This window comes from Kluyvera sp. EC_51 (assembly GCF_019584505.1).
Taxonomy (GTDB): Bacteria; Pseudomonadota; Gammaproteobacteria; order Enterobacterales; family Enterobacteriaceae; genus Kluyvera; species Kluyvera sichuanensis.
Genome location: NZ_VDAG01000092.1, coordinates 45,872 through 65,965, shown reverse-complemented (window position 1 = coordinate 65,965; position 20,094 = coordinate 45,872). Strand labels below are relative to the sequence as shown.

Here is a 20,094-nt window from a genome sequence, read left to right as displayed (position 1 = left end):
TTTAATTAGGAAAGACTAATGACGTTAACGCAGATCGGCGCGCTGTTAACGGTCCTCGAATGCGGGGGATTCACCGAGGCGGGCAAACGACTGTACATGACCCAGTCCGCCGTCAGCCAGGCCATTGCTGCGCTGGAAGAGGAGCTGGGCGTCGCCATCCTGGTCCGCGAGCGCCGTAAGGCTATCACGCTGACAGTCGCAGGCGTTCGCATCGTGTCGCACCTTCGCCGCCTGATGAGCGAAGTCAGCGCGGTTAAAGAGATTGCCGAGCAGGAGAAAAAAATGCCGCAACGCCTGCTGCGCATTGGCTGCTTTCCGAGTATTTGCGCCAGCGTACTGCCCGAGGTGGTGCGCTATTTTGAACAGCATCATCCGAATATTAAAATCGTCCCCCACGAAGCCAACAGCGCCGAAATTATCGACGCGATTCGCGACAATAATATTGACGCCGGCTTTGTGCATATTCCGGTTGAAGGTATGTTTGTGGCACCGGTGTATAAAGACAGATTTGCCGTCGTGGTGCCAGATAATCATCCCTTTGCGGGAAAAAAAGCCATTTCGCTGAACGCCCTGTTTGACGAGCCGCTGATTGTCAGTAAAGGGCGCTATGAAATGAGCATCATGTCGCTGTTTGCCGGCATGAATATTACCCCCAACATTAAATACGAATTTAACCACCCCAGCACGGCGATGAGCTTTATCCGCCAGGGGCTGGGTATCGCACTGCTGCCGGAGCTAACCCTGAAAACGCTGGAGCAACCGCTACGCTCGGTGCCGCTAGAGCCGCCGTTCTATCGCCAGGTGTCGCTTATCGCCAGCGAACCTCCGGTGAGCGGCAGCCCTTTACAGTTGTTGCACGACTGCCTGCATCAGCTCGTCGGCGACGGGCACATCTAATAAAAGGCGATAGGCAGCACATTTCTCGCCATTACTCTTTTCGATTAATGCGCGAATATGTTCGAAATCAAACAAAATAATCCATACACATGACTTAATGTTGTTAAAACGAACATTGAGGACACATTATGGACAGCGCCTCTGTCAATGAATACGATGCCATCATCATCGGCGGCGGAGCCACCGGAGCCGGTATCGCCCGCGACGCCTCCCTGCGCGGGCTGAAGGTTGCGCTGGTTGAACGCTTTGATATTGCCACCGGCGCCACCGGCCGCAATCACGGCCTGCTGCACAGCGGCGCACGCTATGTGGTGACCGACAGCGAATCAGCGCGCGAATGCATCAGCGAAAACCAGATCCTGCGGCGCATCGCCCGTCACTGCATTGAGCCCACCAGCGGGCTGTTTATCACCCTGCCCGAAGACGACCTCAGCTACCAGCGCACCTTTATGGATGCCTGCCAGGTTGCGGGCATTCAGGCCGAAGCCATCGACCCCGCGCTGGCGCGTCGAATGGAGCCCGCGGTGAACCCGGCATTAGTCGGTGCCGTGCGCGTACCCGACGGTACCGTTGACCCCTTCCGTCTCACCGCCGCCAATATGCTCGACGCGCGCGAGCACGGCGCGGCGATTTTTACCGCCCACGAAGTCACCGGCTTGATTCGCCATAATGACCGCATCAGCGGCGTTCGCCTGCTCAACCACACCACCGGGCAACCACGCGAACTGCGTGCGCCAGTGGTGGTTAACGCCGCCGGGATCTGGGGCCAGCGCATCGCCGAATACGCCGACCTGCGCATCCGCATGTTTCCGGCAAAAGGCTCGTTGCTGATTTTTGAAAACCGTATCAACCAGCACGTGATCAACCGCTGCCGCCCGCCAGCCGATGCCGATATTCTGGTGCCCGGCGACACGATTTCGCTGATTGGCACCACCTCAACGCACATTGATTACGATGATATTGACCGCTGCCGCGTCACCGCCGACGAGGTGGATATCCTGCTGCGCGAAGGTGAGAAGCTGTCACCAATCATGGCGAACACCCGCATTCTTCGCGCTTACTGCGGCGTGCGTCCGCTGGTTGCCAGCGACGATGACCCCAGCGGGCGCAACGTTAGCCGGGGTATTGTCCTGCTGGATCACGCCGAGCGCGACGGGCTGGAAGGGTTTATTACCATTACCGGCGGCAAGCTGATGACCTACCGTCTGATGGCGGAATGGGCCACCGATGCTATCTGCCGCAAGCTCAACCACAGCGGCACCTGCACCACCGCCCAAACGCCGCTGCCCGGTTCTCGCGAATCCGCAGAGAAAACGCTCCAGCGCATGATTTCCCTGCCCGCGCCGCTACGCGGGTCGGCGGTCTATCGCCACGGCGACCGCACGCCGGAGTGGCTCGGCAACAGTCGATTGCAGCGCAGCGTGGTTTGCGAATGCGAAGCCGTGACCGCAGGCGAAGTGGAGTACGCGGTGGAAAATCTGGCGGTCAATAACCTGTTGGATTTACGCCGTCGCACCCGCGTCGGCATGGGAACCTGTCAGGGCGAGCTGTGTGCCTGCCGCGCCGCCGGTTTGCTCCAGCGCTATCGCGCCGCCACCTCGGCGCAATCGCTCACCCAGCTTTCTGCCTTCCTCAACGAGCGCTGGAAAGGCGTGCAGCCGATCGCCTGGGGCGATGCGCTGCGCGAAAGCGAACTGACCCGCTGGGTGTACCAGGGATTGTGCGGCCTGAAAAAGGAGCCTGAAGATGAAATTTGATAGCGTAATTATCGGCGGCGGGCTCGCCGGGCTGCTGTGCGGTATTCAGCTACAAAAAGCGGGCCTGCGCGCGGTGATTGTTTGTCGAGGCCAGAGCGCGCTGCACTTCTCTTCCGGCTCGCTGGACTTGCTCAGCACTCTGCCCGACGGCCAGCCGGTTACCGACCTCGACAGCGGGCTGGCCGCGCTGCGCGAGCAATCTCCACAACATCCCTATAGCCTGATTGGCGCTGACCTTGTGCAGCGCTACGCGCGACAGACGCAGACCCTGCTGGCAGAGTGTGGGATGAACATGCTCGGCGATATGGCAAAGCCGCATCAGCGCATTACCCCGCTGGGCACCCACCGTCCAGCCTGGCTCAGCCCGTCGGAAGTGCCGATTATCCCGCTCACACACGGGCGCATTCGGGTGGTGGGCATTAGCGGGTTTCTCGATTTCCAGCCGCATCTGGTTGCCGAATCCCTGCAACAGCAGGGATTTAACGCCGATGCCGCTGAAATCGATTTACCGGAGCTGGATGTGCTGCGCGAGAACCCCACCGAGTTCCGCGCGGTCAATATCGCCAGAGTGCTGGATGAAAAAGCGCATTGGTCGGTGCTGCATCAGGCGCTGCTACCGCTCAGCGAAGGGCGCGATACGCTGGTGATGCCCGCCTGCTTTGGCCTGCGCGATACCGCGCTGTTCGACTGGCTTAACCATAACCTCCCCTGCACCCTTTCGCTGCTGCCAACGCTGCCGCCTTCAGTGCCGGGCATGCGACTGCACGCTTCGCTGCAACGGCGGTTTGTTGCGCTGGGCGGCACCTGGATGCCGGGCGATGAAGCGGTGCGCGTCAGCCACGACTGCGGCGAGGTTCGGGAAGTCTGGACGCGTAACCACGGCGATATCCCTCTGCGCCCACGCTTTGCGGTGCTAGCCAGCGGCAGCTTCTTCAGCAACGGCCTGACCGCCGGGCGCGACGGTATTCGTGAGTCGATCATGGGGCTGGATATTCAGCAGCCCGCCTCGCGCAGCGCAGGCTACCGCAATGACTTCTTTGACCCACAGCCATGGCAGCAGTCCGGCGCTATTGTCGATGCCGAACTGCATCCCGCGCTCCGGGGCTTACCTATGCGCAACCTGTTTGCCATCGGCTCGGTGCTCGGCGGTTTCGACCCGATTGCCGAGGGCTGCGGCGGGGGCGTGTGCGCCGTCACCGCGCTACACGCGGCTGCACAGATTATCCGTTTAGCTGGAGGTGAAGCATGAGCCAGCAAAGCTTTGAAAACTGTATTAAATGCACCGTATGCACCACCGTCTGCCCCGTCAGCCGCGTCAACCCGCGCTATCCGGGGCCAAAACAGGCCGGGCCGGACGGCGAACGCCTGCGCCGCAAAGATGCCGGGCTGTATGACGAGGCGCTAAAATACTGCATCAACTGCAAGCGCTGCGAAGTCGCCTGCCCGTCCGATGTAAAAATTGGCGATATTATCCAGCGCGCCCGCGCCGACTATAGCCAGCAAAAGCCGGGCATCCGCGATACGATCCTCAGCCATACCGATCTGATGGGCACGCTCTCTACGCCGTTCGCCCCCATCGTCAACGCCGCCACCGGCCTGAAGCCGGTACGCCAGTTGCTGGATAGCGCCCTGAAGATTGACCACCACCGCACCCTGCCGAAATACTCGTTCGGCACCTTCCGCCGCCGTTACGCTCGCCTTGCTGTACAGCAGGCGCAGTTTGCCGAACAGGTGGCGTTCTTCCACGGCTGCTACGTCAATTATAACCACCCGCAGCTCGGGCTCGACCTGATTAAAGTGATGAACGCGATGGGGATTGGCGTGCAGCTGCTCAGCAAAGAGAAGTGCTGCGGCGTGCCGCTGATTGCCAACGGGTTCTTTGACAAAGCTCGCCGCCAGGCGCAGAGCAACGTCGCCTCGCTAAGGGAGGCGATTGGCGGCAAAAAGCTGCCGGTGATTGCGACGTCATCTACCTGCACCTTTACGCTACGCGATGAGTACCCGCACCTGCTCGATGTGGATAACCACGACCTGCGCGACAACATTGAGCTGGCGACCCGCTGGCTGTGGCGCAAACTGGACGATGGCGCTGCACTGCCATTAAAGCCGCTGCCACTGAAGGTGGTGTATCACACACCGTGTCATATGGAAAAGATGGGCTGGTCACTGTACACCCTCGAACTGCTGCGGCGCATACCGGGTGTTGAGCTGCAGGTACTGGACTCACAATGCTGCGGAATAGCGGGAACCTACGGTTTCAAAACGGAGAACTACCCAACATCACAGGCGATAGGCGCACCGCTCTTCGCACAAATTGAAGCGAGCGGTGCAGACCTGGTGATTACCGACTGCGAAACCTGCAAATGGCAGATTGAGATGTCCACCAGCAAGCGCTGTGAGCATCCGATTACGCTGTTGGCGCGGGCGTTAGTTTAAACAACGCCTTCCAAAGGGGGAGAACGCTAGTAGCTCCCCTTTCCTTTTGGTTGTTCGGCCAAGGGTTTGAATATCGCCAGACGTTCATCAAGCGCGCGGGTATAGAGATTGGTATCCACCCCTACCGCAACAAAATTAGCTCCCCACGCGAGTACTTTTTGCGCCATTTCTGGGTCCACGGCCAGGAACCCAGCGGCCTTTCCCGCGGCGCGAATGCGTCGTATGCTCTGCTCAATAACACGCTGAACTTCCGGATGCCCGGCATTATCCGGATAGCCTAACGAGGCGGATAAATCAGCAGGGCCGATAAAGACGCCATCAATACCTTCCACTTCGAGGATCTCATCCAGATTTTCAAGTGCCGTTTTACTCTCCATCTGAATCAGCAAACACAGCTCGTCGTTGGCCTGCGCCATATAGTTCTCCACGCGTCCCCAGCGCGCGGCGCGAGCCACCCCAGCGCCAACGCCGCGGGTACCGACAGGTGGGTAGCGGGTGGCAGAGACAATATCCCTCGCCTGCTCGGCGGTATCGACCATTGGGATCAACAGCGTTCTGGTGCCAATATCCAGCACCTGCTTAATCAGGCTACGATTGCCCTCTACCGGACGAATGACCGGATGGCTGGCGTAGGGAGCAATAGCCTGGAGTTGGTGGTACAGATCCTGGACCGTATTCGGCGCATGCTCGCCGTCAATCAGCAACCAGTCGTAGCCCGAAGTGGCGGCAATTTCCGCCATGTAGGAAGAGGTCGTGCTCAGCCACAGACCAATTTGCGCCTCTCCCTGCAAAAGTCCCGCTTTAAATGGATTCGATAAAATGGCGTTCATAGTGCTCCCTTAAATTAATGCTGTAAGGTGCTAGTCTGCGGCACCGTGCGATTAACTCGCAGTGAAAAAATAATAACGACCCCAACAATCGCCACGCAGGCGAGCGTCAGTAATCCGGCAGAATTGCTGGCGAAGATCGTTTCGGCCTGAACGCGAATAATCGGGGCCAGAAAACCGCCGATGGCGCCAAACAGGTTGACGAACCCAATGCCAGCCGCCAGCGCCGTACCGGAAAGCAGCTGCGTCGGCATGGTCCAGAAGACCGGCTGTACGGCAATAACGCCAACGGCGGCTACACACAGCGCGATGATCGCCAGCACCGGTGAAACCAGACCGGAGACCGCAATACCTATTGCTGCCGCTAGCAGAGTGAATGCCGCGATATTACGCCGCTCACCGGTACGGTCGGAGTAGCGTGGAATCAGCCAGGTACCGAACAGCGCCGCAACCCATGGAATCGCAGTCACTACCGAGGCCACAAACCCCACTTTGGTACCCAGCAGCGCAGCGACCTGAGTCGGCAGGAAGAAAATCAGGCCATAAACCGCAACCTGAATGGTCAGATAGATAATCGCCAGCTGCCAGACGCGGCCATTGCGCAAAGCATCGGACAAACGCGAAGTGACCTTTTTCTGCTCTTCGCTGGCCAGTTCGCTGATTAACGCCTGTTTCTCGGCGGACGTCAGGAAACGCGCATTTTGCGGGGTGTCATCAAGCCAGAAGAAAGTGAAGAATCCCGCGCCAACGGCAAGCAGCCCTTCAATGATAAACATCCAGAACCAGCCGGGATGCCCCATAAAACCGTGCATTTCCAGCAACGCGCCGGATAAAGGTGAACCGAGCGTCAGCGCCAGCGGCGCGCCCATATAAAATAGCCCCATAATGCTGGCGCGGTTTTGCTGCGGAAACCACTGGGAGGTCAGGTAGATCATACCGGGGAAAAAGCCCGCTTCGGCAGCACCGAGCAGCGTGCGCACCAGCAGAAATTTCGCTTCGGTATCCGCCCACGCCATCGCTGCTGACAGAACGCCCCACAGCAGTGTGGTGCAGCCAATCCATTTTCGCGCGCCGAATTTGCGCATCAGCAGATTAGCGGGCACCCCGAGAAAGGCGTACACCACAAAGAAGATCCCCGCCCCCAACGCATAGGCTTCATTACTTAGCCCGGTGTCCAGCTGATAGGTCTCTTTGGCAAAGCCAATATTCGAGCGGTCAAGAAATGCCAGCACGTACAGCGCCAGCATAAAGGGGATCAAACGGGCGCGGTTTTTCTTCACCACGCTCTCAAGCAAGGTGTTGCTCATCGTAATATCCTCAAAAAATGGGCCGCACATCAATGCTGTACGGCACGGCTGGATCAGTGGCTATAAGGACGTTTCAGGTTGCAGTCGCGGTTCAGCTCAACGCCGAAGCCCGGTTTATCGAGAACGGTTTTATGAATGCGCCCATTTTGCGGCACCGGTTCACCGACCAGAATCGGGTCAAACTGCGGACGCATTGTTGAGCAGTCCGGGCTGGTCATCAGGAATTCGCTGAACGGTGTGTTGGTAAAGGTAATGACCGCGTGGTGTGAATAGACCGATGATCCGTGCGGGACCACCAGCTGACCGCGCGCTTTAGCAATGGCGGCAATCTCTACCAGCGTGGTCAAACCGCCGCACCAGCCCACATCAGGCTGCATAATATCGATGCCGGTTTCTGACAAGGTGCGGAAAGATTGCAGCGTACCGTGGTGCTCACCGCTGGTGACCATCATCCCGGCTGGCGCATTGCGTTTGAGCTCACGATAGCCTTCATACTGCTGCGGTGGCAGGCACTCCTCGATCCACTTAAGGTTGTGAGGCGCGCAGGCGTGAGCCAGCTTAGTGGCGTAGTTAACGTCCTGGCTCATCCAGCAGTCAAGCATCAACCAGAAATCCGGGCCGCATTTTTCACGCATATCAGCAACCATCGCGGCGTCTTTGCGGATCCCGGCGTCGCCATCGTGTGGCCCCCAGTGGGTCGGCATTTTACCGCCGATAAAGCCCATATCTTTCGCCAGGTCTGGGCGTGCGCCGGTGGCATAGAACTGAATTTCATCACGCACCGCGCCGCCCAGCAGTTTATACACCGGCAGGCCAACCACTTTACCGAACAGATCCCACAGTGCGAGATCGATACAGGAGATGGTGTTCATCACCAGGCCGCCGGAGCCGGAATAGTACATCGTGGCGTTGAGCATCTGATCATGGATCAGTTTGATATCGCTGACGCACTTACCTTCGATAAAGCGGTTCAGGTGTTTTTCAACGATAAAGCAGCCCATTTCCCCCGCCGTTGATACCGCAAAACCGGTCTGCCCATTTTCAGCTTCAACTTCAACAATCAGCGTCCCCAGAACGTTGATGCCAAATGACTGGCGAGACTGCTCATACTGTTTGTACTTGCTCATCGGCGTAGCAATGTGATCATCAATCCAGTGGTTTGCCCCCTGATCGTGATAATCACCGCCGCCAGCGCCTTTCTCTGCGGTAGCGCCGCCGATAAACCAGGCGCGAACGTGTTTAATTTTCGGTAGGGTCATGATGTTTTTCCTTATTATGAGGCTTGTTGTTCAAAGGGGCTTTTCCACCCCAACAGGCGTGAAATATCTTTCGCGCAGGCAATCGCCTTACCGGCGAGGTAATCACGATTGTCTTCGTTGATTTGCAGGCGCGTGCCCACCACTGAGATAGCAGCGGTCAGCTCGTTATTCGCGTTAAAGACCGGTGCGGCGACGCAGCGAACGTCGGGATAATCTTCGCCATTATCGAAGCTCCAGCCTCTGGCACGAATGCGTTTTAGCTCATCGTGAAGCTGCTGGGCAGTGATGATGGTGGTCGGCGTGGCCCGCTCCCAGCGCAGTTCGCTGATAATCGACTCCTGAACCCGCTCAGGTTGCCAGGCCAGCAGGCATTTACCGATACCGGAACGATAAAGAGACAGGCTCTTGCCTTCATGTGAACGCACGCTGATGGTGGCCGGAGATTCGATCTTCAGAATGTAATAGGCGTTGCCGTTATCGATGATCCCCAGGTGGCAGAGCAGTCCGCACTGATCCATCAGCTGCGTCAGGCGCGGGCGCGCCAGTTCTCGCAGGTCCATTTTGCTCAGAGCATGACCGGCCAGTTCAACCAGCTTAGTCCACAGGCAATAGTTATCCTGATTATCCAGGCTGAGGAAGCGCTGTTTTTTTAACTCCCCCAGCAGCAGATAGGCAGTGCTTTTCGGGATACCCAGTTCGTCAATAATGGTCGCCGCGCTGCAGGGGCCGATACGGGCGATCAAATTGAGAATATCAATGGCGCGGGTGAGCGCCGGGACTTTGCTTGATTCCAACATACTGGACTCCAATCCTGAATACTGGAATCAGTGTTGCGGTTGTCAGGGCGCTAAATTGTGAGCAACTTCAAACGATGGGGCTATTCCAGCCTGATGGAGGTTTGGAGGGAAAAAGATGAGAGATGGCGCACAGATTATTTCAAAGCAAGTACAACAGGTTGGACTGAAAAAGCGCCGAAGGCCATCTCCGACGCGTTGATGTGTTACAGCACCAGCGAATCGACCACATTAATCCAGCCGTGTTCGCTGGCAACCGGGCGACCGTTCAGCCAGCGGCGCAGCATGTTCAGCGCCATCATTGCGCACACTTCCTGACGCACCGCCAGACCATGACGCGTATTGCTGAACTTCACCTGGAGCGCGTGGGTGGCGTCCGGCGTGGCGAGCGCAAAGTTGATGTGTTCGCTTTCAAGGCCGCTTACCGCCAGCGCCAGCCCGGCGAAATGATTCACCCGGCGTTCAGCGGCCCAGCGGGCGGTCTGCGCTAAGCTCTCATCCTGCGGCGGTACCACTTCGCTGGCGAGCAGCGGCGCCTGGGCGCGGGACAGTTGCAGGGCAATCAGCCCGCTGGTGAACTGCTCGCTTAAGGTCAGGCTGAGTTGTTTCTCTTTCAGCACCCGAGCCAGCTGCGCAGGCAGCCCTTCGGTGCCTTCAAAAATCAGACTTTCGCCCGCCACTTTCTGCACTTCCGGCCACAGCGCCAGCATGGCTTCGCGATGCTCCGCAGGCCCGGTTAGCTTCAGTTCGATAATCGGCATCGAGGAGCGATAGCCCATGCTCACGCCCGGCGGTAGCTCAAGGTGCTGGAGGCTCTGAGCGAGATCGCTTTCTGAGCGGCCAAAGGTGGTCAGACGCAGACACAGCGGCGGTTCGCCGACCGGATAACGCTGGCGAATGCGCGGCAGGATCTCTTGTTCGACCATCACCTTAAATTCGGATGGCACGCCCGGGGTGAAGAACATCAGGCAGCGGTTGAGCTTGACGGCAAAGCCGCAGGCGGTGCCAACCGGGTTATCGATAAGCTCGGCGCTGGCCGGGATTTCAGCCTGCTTGCGGTTGCTCGGCGCCATGACGCGGCCGCGCTCGCTGAAAAAGCGCTCCATAAACGCCAGCCACTCTTCGTGCAGAACCAGCGATTCGCCTTTGGCCGTTGCCGCGGCAAGCGCGCTGAGGTCGTCGCTGGTCGGCCCCAGGCCGCCGTTCACAATCAGGATATCCGCCTGGGTACTGCGTTCGCGCAGTATCGCCACCAGGTCTTCCAGGTTATCGCCCACGGTGTTGCGTCGCGTCAGCGGGATTCCCTGCTGAAAGCAAAAGTCGGCAAGCCAGGCAGCGTTTGTATCGACGATCTGCCCCGATAAGACTTCGTCACCGGTGGACAGCATCTCAACCGTTATCATCACTTTCTCCAATAAAAAGAGGACGAGTCACTATAACGCAAGCGGAGGATTTAAGAAGAGAAAAACTGGCGCAGCGGTGCCGCCGCGCCGGGGGGAGATTAGAACGCTGCGCTCACGCCAACGTATGGGCCATCGGCCACGGTGTTGTCGCGATGACCGTCTTTACCCGCGAGGTTCAGGTAACGATAACCCGCTTCGATGCTGATTGGACGCATGATGGTGTAACGCGCGCCCGCGTTCGCTTCGGTGTAGCTGTCGATACCGCTGGAAAGCGAATCTGGAGAGTAGTAGTACTCACCGAACAGACGCAGGCTGTCGCCAATTTTCCACTGCAGGCCGCCGCCGACCGCAGCGGCATAGCCGGAATCGCTGTCGTTCGGATCGGTATAAACGCCTTTACCGCCCACGGTTGCCATGAATGGACCGAGAGGGATATTCAGACCCAGGCCCAGACCTGCGACATCACCGTCGTCGTCGCTGTGCGTCCAGTTACCGGTTAACGCCAGGCCGGATGTCTCAGTGCCGAGACCAAAACCCAGGTTAGTGTAATCTTTACCGGCCTGGCCGCTAAAGCTGACTGCACTCGCTGACGCGGAGACAAACATCAGCCCCGCCAGACCCAATAACACGCTCTTTTTCATCTTCATCCTTTCACGCAAACGCAAAAATAAACGCCCATAACCCGCTGAATTGTACTGCGATACGCAGCGGATTCAATGTACGAAACAGGCAATAATCAGTGGGATTGTAACGAATTACTTCTCATACATCAGCAGGAATAATAATACTTACCAATGTAATCACGCATATCTATTGATCACAATTTTCCCTGTGCGCTTACCCACTGGGTCAACTGATGGCGAGAAACTTTAATTCCCGTCCCTTTCATCGCCTCAGGCAGCAGCAGCCAATGGCAAGGTTGTTGAAATCCTGCCAGTTTGTCCTTTGCCCACTGCGCTAGCTCGGCCATATTCAGCGTCGGTTCAGCGTCCAACACGGCCACCGGGCGCTGACCAAATTCGATATCATCAATGGGAACAATAAAGACCTGATTCACCGCCGGATGTTGTACCAATACCCGTTCAACGTCTTCCGGCTGAATGCCCTCACCGCCGCTGAAAAACAGATTATCCAGACGCCCAATGACGTGCAGCTTGCCGTCGTGGATTTCTCCGCGATCGCGGGTGGCAAACCAGCCTTCGGCATTCACCAGCGGCACCAGTTCACCGTTACGCCAGTAACCTGAGGCCATGCTGCTGGCGCGCAGCCAGATTTCACCGTCGACCAGGCGCAGTTCACGGCCCGGCAGCGGTACGCCGACATCCTCGCCGCCGTTGGCTTCGCGCGCACAGACAGTGGAAGCAAACTCGGTCAGGCCGTAGCCGCAGAAGGTTTGAATCCCCTGCGCCGCAGCTTGTTCAGTCAGCACCGCAGGGATCGCCGCACCGCCCAGCAGCACCGTTTTTAGGGTGAGCGGCTGTTCGTCATTAAGCAGACGCCAGAGCTGCGTCGGCACCAGCGAGGCGTGGGAGCAGCCGTGCAGCGCCTGCGCGAGCGGGCGTTCACTGACCGCCATCTGCGCGCCCATCAGCAGCCAGCGCCAGAAAATCCCCTGGCCGGAGGCGTGGAACAACGGCAACGACAGCAACCAGCAGTCATCCTGATCAAACGGCATCAGGCTCAGTACGCCGTGCGCGCTCGCCAGATGCGCCGCGCAGGTATGCACCGCCGCTTTCGGCAGGCCGGTTGAACCCGAGGTGAGCGTCATGGAGGCCAGGCGTTCAGCACGCCAGCCGCACGACGATATCAGCGATGCACAACGCAGCTGCAACGGCGCGAGGCCATAGTGCTCATCGGCTTCCAGATTTAAAAAGTGGCGCAGGCTGAGGCCCGGCAGCAGTTGGTTGACCAGCGTCGTCGGCAGCCGTGGGTTCAGCGGCAGAATGCGCGCACCGCACTGCAACAGCGCCAGCCAGGCCAGCACCGCCTCCGGGCGATTGCGCGCGCAGAGCGCCACGCCGTCTTCGGGCTTCACGCCCTGTGCCTGAAACCCGGCGGCCAGCGCGTCGATACGTTCGCACAGCGCCGTCCAGCTCAGGGTTTCGTCATCGAGACGCAGCGCGATGGCGTCGCCGCGCACGTCACGCCAGTGCCGCCACGGCCAGGTTGTAAAGGTCACAGCAGTGGCTCCATATCCTCGATCGCGCCGCACGGCAGCAAGCTGCCAGGCCAGCAGCGAATCAGCTGGGTCTGCATCAGATCCAGGGTATCGAGGCCGGGGATAGTTTGCGGCGTCAGCCACGCGGCGATGCGCGCCAGTTGGGTTAAGCCGAGGCTTGATTCCAGCGAGGAGCTGATCACCGCCGTCAGGCCGAGCGCGTGTGCCGCCGCCACCTGGGCTTTGACGCGTTCCAGGCTGCCGGTCAGCGTCGGTTTGATCACCACGGCTTTGAGGCCGGGCTCGGCTTCAAAGCGGAAATCCGCCTCGCGTAGGCTTTCGTCCCAGGCAATGGCGATGCCGGTTTCACGCGCAAAGGCGCGCGAGTCATTGCGGGTTTTGCACGGTTCTTCAAGGAAAGCGATACGCGAGCGGTGATCCGGGTTGACGTATTTGGCGAACTGCTGGGCTTTCAGCGGCGTCCAGGCACGGTTGGCGTCAAGGCGCAGGGTCAGCTCTGGAATGGCTTCCAGCAGCAGGTTCACCACCATGCCGTCGCGAACCGCTTCGTACAGGCCAACCTTCACCTTAGCCACCTTCTCACCGGACATGTCGGCAAGCTTGATAACCAGATCGTCCGGGTCGCCAGTGCACAGCGGCGCGGCGCGATAGTCCGCTGCCTCGGGCAGCGCATCGTTCAGCTCCGCCAGCGCACAGCTGATGCCGAAAGCGACTGAAGGCACTTCTGGCAACGTGCGATCGCCGCCCTGTCGCCAGGCGTTAACCCAGCCCAGCAGCGCCGACTGCGCGTCGTCCAGCGACTCCAGGCTAAAGCCCGGCAGTGGGGAGATCTCTCCCCACCCGTCCCGTTCGCCGTCACGCAGGTAGACGAATAACCCATCACGGGTTTTCAGCCGCCGCTCGCGCAGAACCACACCTGCGTCCATCGGTATCTGCCAGCGGTAAACCTGCGCACTTCGCATTACGGATTCCGTTTGAATTTGCTGAAGTCTGGCTGACGTTTCTGGTTGAAGGCGTTACGGCCTTCCTGCCCTTCTTCGGTCATGTAGAACAGCATGGTGGCGTTACCCGCCAGCTCCTGCAGACCCGCCTGACCGTCACAGTCGGCGTTCAGCGCGGCTTTCAGGCAGCGCAGCGCCATCGGGCTGTTTTGCAGCATTTCGCGGCACCAGCGAACGGTCTCTTTTTCGAGATCGGCCAGCGGTACCACGGTGTTCACCAGGCCCATATCCAGCGCCGCTTTGGCGTCGTACTGGCGGCACAGGAACCAGATTTCACGCGCTTTCTTCTGACCCACGATACGCGCCATGTAGGAAGCACCCCAGCCGCCGTCAAAGGAGCCGACTTTCGGGCCGGTCTGGCCGAAGATGGCGTTATCCGCCGCAATGGTCAGGTCACACATCATGTGCAGCACGTGGCCGCCGCCGATGGAGAAACCCGCGACCATCGCCACCACCGGTTTCGGGCAGGTACGAATCTGACGCTGGAAGTCCAGCACGTTCAGGTGGTGAACGCCGCTGTCGTCCTGGTATCCGCCGTAGTCGCCGCGCACTTTCTGGTCGCCACCGGCGCAGAAGGCTTTGTCGCCCGCACCGGTCAGGATGATCACGCCGACGTTGTCGTCATAGCGGGCATCCGCCAGCGCCTGAATCATCTCTTTGACCGTCAGCGGACGAAACGCGTTGCGAACCTGCGGGCGGTTAATGGTGATTTTGGCGATGCCGTCAGCGGATTTTTCGTAGCGAATGTCGGTAAAACCTTCGGAACAATCGTGCCACTCAGCGGGGGCGTACAGCATAGCTTCATCAGGATAGATCATAGCGAGTCCTATAAGTTAACAGGCAGAATCTGAGCCAGGCACGCGGCCACGCCCACGGGATTTTCCCGGTGCGCGTTGTGCCCGGCATCATGAATAAGGTGGCAAGGTCGCGAGAGTTCCTCGGCAATAGCCCGAAACTTGCGGTCGCGCTCGCCACAGAGATACCAGAATGGATATGAAAGCATTTGCAGCGCAGGACGGAGGTCTTCCTGCACGGCTAAAGAAGTGGCCAGCAGCATCGCTGCCAGCGCGTTGCCGTCGTTTTGCTGACGCAGCGTTACCAGCGAATCACGCTGCGCGTCGGTGAGGCTGGCAAAAACCGGCTGTTGATACCAGGCGCTGAAAACGTCCGCTAGCGGAAGCTCACGAAAACGTTGCGCCCAGGCTTCGTCATTGCGCCAGCGCGATTCCCGCTCCGCGTCGTCCGTCAGCCCAGGGTGACCGCCTTCGACAATCAGCCCTGCGAGGCCTTCGGGCCGCGAGCAGGCGTAGTGCATGGCAATCCGTCCGCCCAGCGAGTACCCCACCAGCCAGTAATTAAGTATGTTGTAACTAAGCAGCGTAGTCTGGAGTGCGGCGTCCATCTCAGTGAAGGTAGTGACCCGCACAGACGCAGAACCACCGTGGCCGGGGAGATCGACATACAGCCGATTCGCCCGCGCAAAGCGCTGCCCCACCGGCTGCCATTCGCGATGGTCGCCGGAAAAACCGTGCAGGAAAACCAGCCACGGCTGCGTGGAGTCGCCCTGCTCGGCCACGGCGTGCAGAATCATAGCTTGCTGACCTGCGCCAGCAGATGCTGCAGCGTTTGCGCACCGTCAGTGTCGTTTACCACCAGCTCAATCACCGTGGTCGCGGGCGTACGCCAGGCGGTGCTCAGCGCCGTTTCCAGCGAGGCCCAATCCTCTGGCTGCTGATAGCGCAGGCCAAACATCTTCGCCGCATGTTCGAAGTGAACGTTTTGCGGCATCGCGTAGAAGCGCTCGCGCTCCTCCACCGGCGTCGGCAGCAGAGAGAAAATCTGCCCGCCGTTGTTGTTGACCACAATCAGCACCAGCGGCGCGGAGACCTGACGCAGCAGCGCCAGCGCGTTGAGATCGTAGAGCGCGGACAGGTCGCCAACGATGGCCAGCGTCGGCCTCGCGCTGGCACGCTGCACGCCAGCCGCCGTAGAAATCAGGCCGTCGATGCCGCTGGCACCGCGGTTGCTATAAACCGGATAGCCCGCCGGAAGCTGGCCTAAAGCGTCAATTAAGCGCACCACCAGGCTGTTGCCGACGAACAGTTGCCCTTGTTCAGGAAGATAGCGGCGAATACGGTGCGCCAGCTGCGCTTCACCAAAATGTTCGCTTTGCGCGGCGACCGCGTCCCATGCCTGCTCGGAGAGGGTTGGGATAACGGTCGTCCACGGCGCGCGTTTTTCCGCCGGGTGTTTTTCCAGCCACTGGGCGATATTGCTCACCAGACGGCGACCGCGATGGTGCGCCGGGTCGAGGCGACCGGAGAGCGGGTCAACCAGCCAGTACTCGTCCGGTTCACAGGCCAGCTGCCATTGCAGCACGCGTTTGCCGGTGAGGCTGCTGCCAAGCTGCACCACAATCTGCGCCTGCTCAAGCTCGCTGATGGCGGCCGGGTTGCCGAGCCAGAGATCCGCGCACGGCAGCGGCTGCCCGGTTTGCGACAGCACGTCGCCAATCAGCGGCCAACCGAGGGTTTTCGCCCATTCGGCAACCTTCTTGCCCTCTTCCGCGCTCATGCGCCCGGCGACAATCACGCCGCGCTTTTGCCGCCAGAAGAACCAGTCGCGCTGGACGGCACTCTCCTGATGCAGCGCTTCGCGCAGCCAGGGTTTTTCCCCCTGCCACCAGTCGCCTAACGCCTGCTGCCAGGCAAGGCCAGTATCGTCCATATCGCCATACAGCGGTTCAGCAAACGGGCAGTTGATGTGTACGCCGCCGGAATGCAGTGAGCCCAGCGCGTCATCCACCACGGAGACCAGCCAGCGGGCCGGAATATCCTGGCTCGGGCGCGGTAACGAGAGGGTGCTGGACGGGTGTGAGGCAAACATACCGGGCTGGCGGATCGCCTGATTCGCGCCGCAGTCAATCAGTTCAGGCGGGCGGTCGGCGGTCAGCAGAATAATTTTTTCACCGGTCAACCCCGCTTCAATCAGCGCCGGGTAGAGGTTCGCCACCGCCGTGCCGGAAGTGACAATCACCGCCACCGGCTGCTGGCTGACCTTCGCCAGCCCCAGCGCCAGATGCCCAAGCCCGCGTTCATCAAAATGGGTGTGATGAATAAAGGTGCGGTTCTCCGCCGCCGCCAGCGTAAGCGGTGTGGAACGAGACCCCGGCGCAATGCAAACGTGCCGCACGCCGTGACGGGTTAATGCTTCAAGGATCACCGCCGCCCAGCGTCGGTTAAATGCGCTTACTGACATGAAGTTGTCCGGTATCAAATAATCGACTCAGTATAGATTCTACGGCTTAGTAGGATTTTGATATGAATCGGTAATGTTCTATTCAGGGAACAGCAAAGCGCGCAGACCCGCCGCTTTATTTTCGATCTCCTGCCACTCCTGCTCAGGATCCGAGCCGTCGATGATGCCGGCCCCGGCATACAGGCGCACCGTATCGCCTTCCACCTTCGCCGAGCGCAGCGTGACGCAAAATTCGCTCTGGCGACGAGAAAGATAGCCCGCCGACCCGGCGTACCATTCGCGGGTAAACGGCTCGAAACGGTCGATAAAGTCCAGCGCCTGCGCGCGCGGCAGCCCCGCCACCGCCGCCGTCGGCTGCAGTTGCAGCAGGCAGCGCGTATCGTCCGCCACGTTAAGCTCCGCCTGAATGCAGCGGCGCAGATGCTGCACCTTGCGCAGGCGAACGATTTCCGCAGGCAGAACGTCGAGGGTGTGGGTCAGCCCCTGTAAGCGCTGGCAGATATCTTCCACCACCAGGCTGTTTTCCCGCTGGTTTTTATCGTCGTGCATCAGCCAGTTGCCCAGCCGCTTCGCGGTTGCCGCATCGTCGTGCGCCGCCACGGTACCCGCCAGCGCTTCGGTACGCAGCGCCGTGCCGCGCCGCCGCCATAAACGTTCCGGCGAGGAACCGAGAAACGTCCGCTGCGCGTCGAACGCCATATAGAAATGATAGCAAGAGAAATTGACCCGGCGACTGGCGGCCATCAGCGCACTGGCGTTCGGCGCACTGCTAAAGACCAGATCCGTTGCCCGCGCCAGCACCACTTTGCTAAAGGCACCGTCGCGAATCGCCTGGGTGGCCTGGTCAATTAGCCGACACCAGCCCTCTTTGCCGGGGCGATGGGTTTCACTTTTCTGCTGCAACGCCAACTCCGCCGAGGCGTGATGGGCGGTGAGCAAGGCCAGCCATGCTCGCGCCTGTTCGGCATCCTGCCGGAGCGAGGTGTCACTCCACAGGTTGATGCGAAGCTGAGCGTGCCCGGCTTCGCGTCGCCACTCCAGACGCGGCAGGAACAGCTGGCCGACGTTGGGATCAAACGCGTTCACGCCGCAGATGCGCAGATCGTCGCGCTCAAGCGTGTGCAAAAAGGCATTGGCCTTAGCCAGGGAGGTAAAGGTTTTGACCGCACCCAGCGCGGCAATCTCTTCTTTGCCGCTGCGCTGCTGCCAGTAGAACTGCGGCCAGACCGCCTGCCCGCTAAGCCAGGCAAGCGGGTCGAAGGCATCGCTCAGGGGAAAAGAGACTTCGAGGGTTCGCGCGCCGGGCAACGCTGGAAAATCGTCTGTCAGCAGCCCTGACAGGCTCTGCAACGCCGCTAGAATGGATCGCACGCAAACCTCCCTATGATAAAAACCACATAGTATACGGGGTACTTGTTATAAAAAGCAGTACCCACGATTAGGGAGCGGAAACGTAACAAGGCAATATCGCACTGAAAATCAACGCTCTTTGCCTTTCACTATAGACGGGATTTGGGGTTATGCCTGCGCCACTTCTCGCGCCATCCCCACGTGTGGAATACCATCTTCGTCGTAGACGTCGGTGACGGTGATAAAACCGAAATGGCCGTAGAACTCACGCAGATGCGCCTGCGCGCCAAGATAGAGCGCCCGCTGCGGCCAATGCTGCTGGCAGCTGGCCAGCGCGCGTTCCATCAGTTGATAGCCCAGACGCTCGCCGCGCACCGCTGAGCTGACAATCACCCGGCCAATCACCACCGGTTCAAATTCTTCCTCACTGACCAGAATGCGCGCGTAGGCCACCAGCTTGTCGTCTTTCCAGCCAAGCACATGGCGGTTTTCACCCACCAGATCGTCGCCGTCGATATCCAGATACACGCAGGCCTGTTCCACCACGAAGACTTCGCTGCGCAGTTTCAGCAGGTCGTACAGCGTCGGGACGGTTAATTCAGAATGGTGCAAATCTTGCCAGCGAATCATGGTAGGCTCCTTAAACCTTATTTTTTACCGCCAGGGGCGCGGCGCTATGCAATTGACGTTTTTAGGTACATCCGCGGGCGTGCCAACCCGAACTCGCAACGTAACAGCAATGCTGCTGAATCTGCAACACCCGACGCAGCCGGGGCTGTGGCTTTTCGACTGCGGCGAAGGCACCCAGCACCAGCTGCTGCACACCGCTTTTCATCCGGGCAAAATCGGGCGCATCTTTATTAGCCATCTGCACGGCGACCATCTGTTTGGCCTGCCGGGGCTGATTTGCAGCCGTTCGATGTCGGGCAGCGCCCAGCCGCTCACCCTGTACGGGCCAAAAGGGTTGAAAGAGTTTGTTGAAACTACCCTGCGCCTGAGCGGTTCGTGGACCGATTTCCCGCTGGAAGTGGTCGAGATCAGCGGCGGGGAGATCCTCGACGACGGCCTGCGTAAAGTCACCGCCTTCCCGCTGAATCACCCGGTCGAGTGCTACGGCTTTCGCGTGGAAGAGCACGATAAGCCGGGCGCGCTGGATGCGCGCAGGCTGGTTGCCGCAGGCGTCGCGCCCGGCCCGCTGTTCCAGCAGCTTAAAGCTGGTGAGCAGGTCACGCTGGCGGACGGCCGCATGATTAACGGCCCGGATTACCTCTCCCCCGCCACGCCCGGTAAAAAAGTAGCCATATTTGGCGACACCGCGCCGTGCGATGCTGCGCTGGCGATGGCCCGCGACGTTGATGTGATGGTGCATGAAGCGACGCTGGAAGCCGCCATGGCGGAGAAAGCCAACAGTCGTGGGCATTCGTCCACCGAGCAGACCGCCCAATTGGCGCGAGCCGCCAACGCCAAGCGGCTTATCGTCACTCACGTCAGCTCGCGCTACGACGCTGAAGGCTGCCGCCGCCTGCTCGCCGAGTGCCAGGTCTATTTCCCGGCATGCGAACTGGCCGAGGATTTCGCCACCTTCACGCTGTGATAACGTTTTAGCCGCACCTGCCGATAACTCAG

General features: G+C 59.6%; 18 protein-coding genes. 5 read left to right on the top strand and 13 right to left on the bottom strand.

Annotated features, from left to right (window positions below; all coding sequences use genetic code 11):
- Window positions 1–18: 18 nt before the first annotated feature.
- From FHC49_RS17105 to glpC, 4 genes are all read left to right on the top strand, one after another.
- On the top strand, window positions 19–897 hold the full coding sequence (locus tag FHC49_RS17105; RefSeq protein WP_220440398.1) for a LysR family transcriptional regulator: 879 nt from the start codon (window positions 19–21) through the stop codon (window positions 895–897).
- Between the two features lie 128 nt (window positions 898–1,025).
- On the top strand, window positions 1,026–2,654 hold the full coding sequence (glpA, locus tag FHC49_RS17100; protein ID WP_220440397.1) for an anaerobic glycerol-3-phosphate dehydrogenase subunit A: 1,629 nt from the start codon (window positions 1,026–1,028) through the stop codon (window positions 2,652–2,654).
- On the top strand, window positions 2,644–3,903 hold the full coding sequence (glpB, locus tag FHC49_RS17095) for a glycerol-3-phosphate dehydrogenase subunit GlpB (RefSeq protein ID WP_220440396.1): 1,260 nt from the start codon (window positions 2,644–2,646) through the stop codon (window positions 3,901–3,903). Before glpA ends, glpB begins: the two co-directional genes overlap by 11 nt.
- Window positions 3,900–5,090 carry an anaerobic glycerol-3-phosphate dehydrogenase subunit GlpC gene (glpC, locus tag FHC49_RS17090; protein ID WP_220440395.1) on the top strand — a complete coding sequence of 397 codons (1,191 nt, stop codon included), beginning with the start codon at window positions 3,900–3,902 and terminating at the stop codon, window positions 5,088–5,090. The genes glpB and glpC overlap by 4 nt, the downstream gene beginning before the upstream one ends.
- 26 nt (window positions 5,091–5,116) lie before the next feature.
- Here the strand turns inward: glpC and yfaU are convergent, their stop codons facing one another.
- The 13 genes from yfaU to FHC49_RS17025 all read right to left on the bottom strand — a co-directional run bounded on the left by yfaU (window position 5,117) and on the right by FHC49_RS17025 (window position 19,098).
- The gene (yfaU, locus tag FHC49_RS17085) at window positions 5,117–5,920 is read right to left on the bottom strand and encodes a 2-keto-3-deoxy-L-rhamnonate aldolase (protein ID WP_185666854.1); all 804 of its coding nucleotides are present in this window, start codon (window positions 5,918–5,920) and stop codon (window positions 5,117–5,119) included.
- Window positions 5,921–5,934: 14 nt separating this feature from the next.
- Window positions 5,935–7,224 (bottom strand): MFS transporter, encoded by a 1,290-nt coding sequence (locus FHC49_RS17080; protein ID WP_220440394.1) that lies wholly within the window; start codon window positions 7,222–7,224, stop codon window positions 5,935–5,937.
- Window positions 7,225–7,277: 53 nt separating this feature from the next.
- On the bottom strand, window positions 7,278–8,483 hold the full coding sequence (gene rhmD, locus FHC49_RS17075; RefSeq protein WP_220440393.1) for an L-rhamnonate dehydratase: 1,206 nt from the start codon (window positions 8,481–8,483) through the stop codon (window positions 7,278–7,280).
- Between the two features lie 14 nt (window positions 8,484–8,497).
- A complete protein-coding gene (locus tag FHC49_RS17070; protein WP_185666852.1) occupies window positions 8,498–9,280 on the bottom strand; it encodes an IclR family transcriptional regulator in 783 nt (260 codons plus the stop codon).
- Between the two features lie 203 nt (window positions 9,281–9,483).
- Entirely contained in the window at window positions 9,484–10,680 is a 1,197-nt protein-coding gene (locus FHC49_RS17065) for a nicotinamide mononucleotide deamidase-related protein YfaY (RefSeq protein ID WP_220440392.1), read from the bottom strand.
- A 98-nt stretch (window positions 10,681–10,778) separates the two neighbouring features.
- On the bottom strand, window positions 10,779–11,321 hold the full coding sequence (locus FHC49_RS17060) for a YfaZ family outer membrane protein (RefSeq protein WP_185666850.1): 543 nt from the start codon (window positions 11,319–11,321) through the stop codon (window positions 10,779–10,781).
- 176 nt (window positions 11,322–11,497) lie between these two features.
- The gene (menE, locus tag FHC49_RS17055) at window positions 11,498–12,859 is read right to left on the bottom strand and encodes an o-succinylbenzoate--CoA ligase (RefSeq protein ID WP_220440391.1); all 1,362 of its coding nucleotides are present in this window, start codon (window positions 12,857–12,859) and stop codon (window positions 11,498–11,500) included.
- Complete coding sequence (gene menC / locus FHC49_RS17050; RefSeq protein WP_220440390.1) at window positions 12,856–13,821, bottom strand: o-succinylbenzoate synthase; 966 nt, start codon at window positions 13,819–13,821, stop codon at window positions 12,856–12,858. The genes menE and menC overlap by 4 nt, the downstream gene beginning before the upstream one ends.
- Complete coding sequence (gene menB / locus FHC49_RS17045; RefSeq protein WP_035892608.1) at window positions 13,821–14,678, bottom strand: 1,4-dihydroxy-2-naphthoyl-CoA synthase; 858 nt, start codon at window positions 14,676–14,678, stop codon at window positions 13,821–13,823. The genes menC and menB overlap by 1 nt, the downstream gene beginning before the upstream one ends.
- An 8-nt stretch (window positions 14,679–14,686) precedes the next feature.
- A complete protein-coding gene (gene menH, locus FHC49_RS17040; protein ID WP_220440389.1) occupies window positions 14,687–15,451 on the bottom strand; it encodes a 2-succinyl-6-hydroxy-2,4-cyclohexadiene-1-carboxylate synthase in 765 nt (254 codons plus the stop codon).
- The gene (gene menD / locus FHC49_RS17035; RefSeq protein ID WP_220440388.1) at window positions 15,448–17,118 is read right to left on the bottom strand and encodes a 2-succinyl-5-enolpyruvyl-6-hydroxy-3-cyclohexene-1-carboxylic-acid synthase; all 1,671 of its coding nucleotides are present in this window, start codon (window positions 17,116–17,118) and stop codon (window positions 15,448–15,450) included. The genes menH and menD overlap by 4 nt, the downstream gene beginning before the upstream one ends.
- 78 nt (window positions 17,119–17,196) lie before the next feature.
- Window positions 17,197–18,489 (bottom strand): isochorismate synthase MenF, encoded by a 1,293-nt coding sequence (gene menF / locus FHC49_RS17030; RefSeq protein WP_220440387.1) that lies wholly within the window; start codon window positions 18,487–18,489, stop codon window positions 17,197–17,199.
- A gap of 147 nt (window positions 18,490–18,636) precedes the next feature.
- Window positions 18,637–19,098 (bottom strand): GNAT family N-acetyltransferase, encoded by a 462-nt coding sequence (locus FHC49_RS17025; RefSeq protein ID WP_220440386.1) that lies wholly within the window; start codon window positions 19,096–19,098, stop codon window positions 18,637–18,639.
- A gap of 46 nt (window positions 19,099–19,144) precedes the next feature.
- Here FHC49_RS17025 and rbn point away from each other — a divergent pair, with 46 nt between their 5' ends.
- Window positions 19,145–20,062 (top strand): ribonuclease BN, encoded by a 918-nt coding sequence (rbn, locus tag FHC49_RS17020; protein WP_220440385.1) that lies wholly within the window; start codon window positions 19,145–19,147, stop codon window positions 20,060–20,062.
- Window positions 20,063–20,094 lie beyond the last annotated feature (32 nt).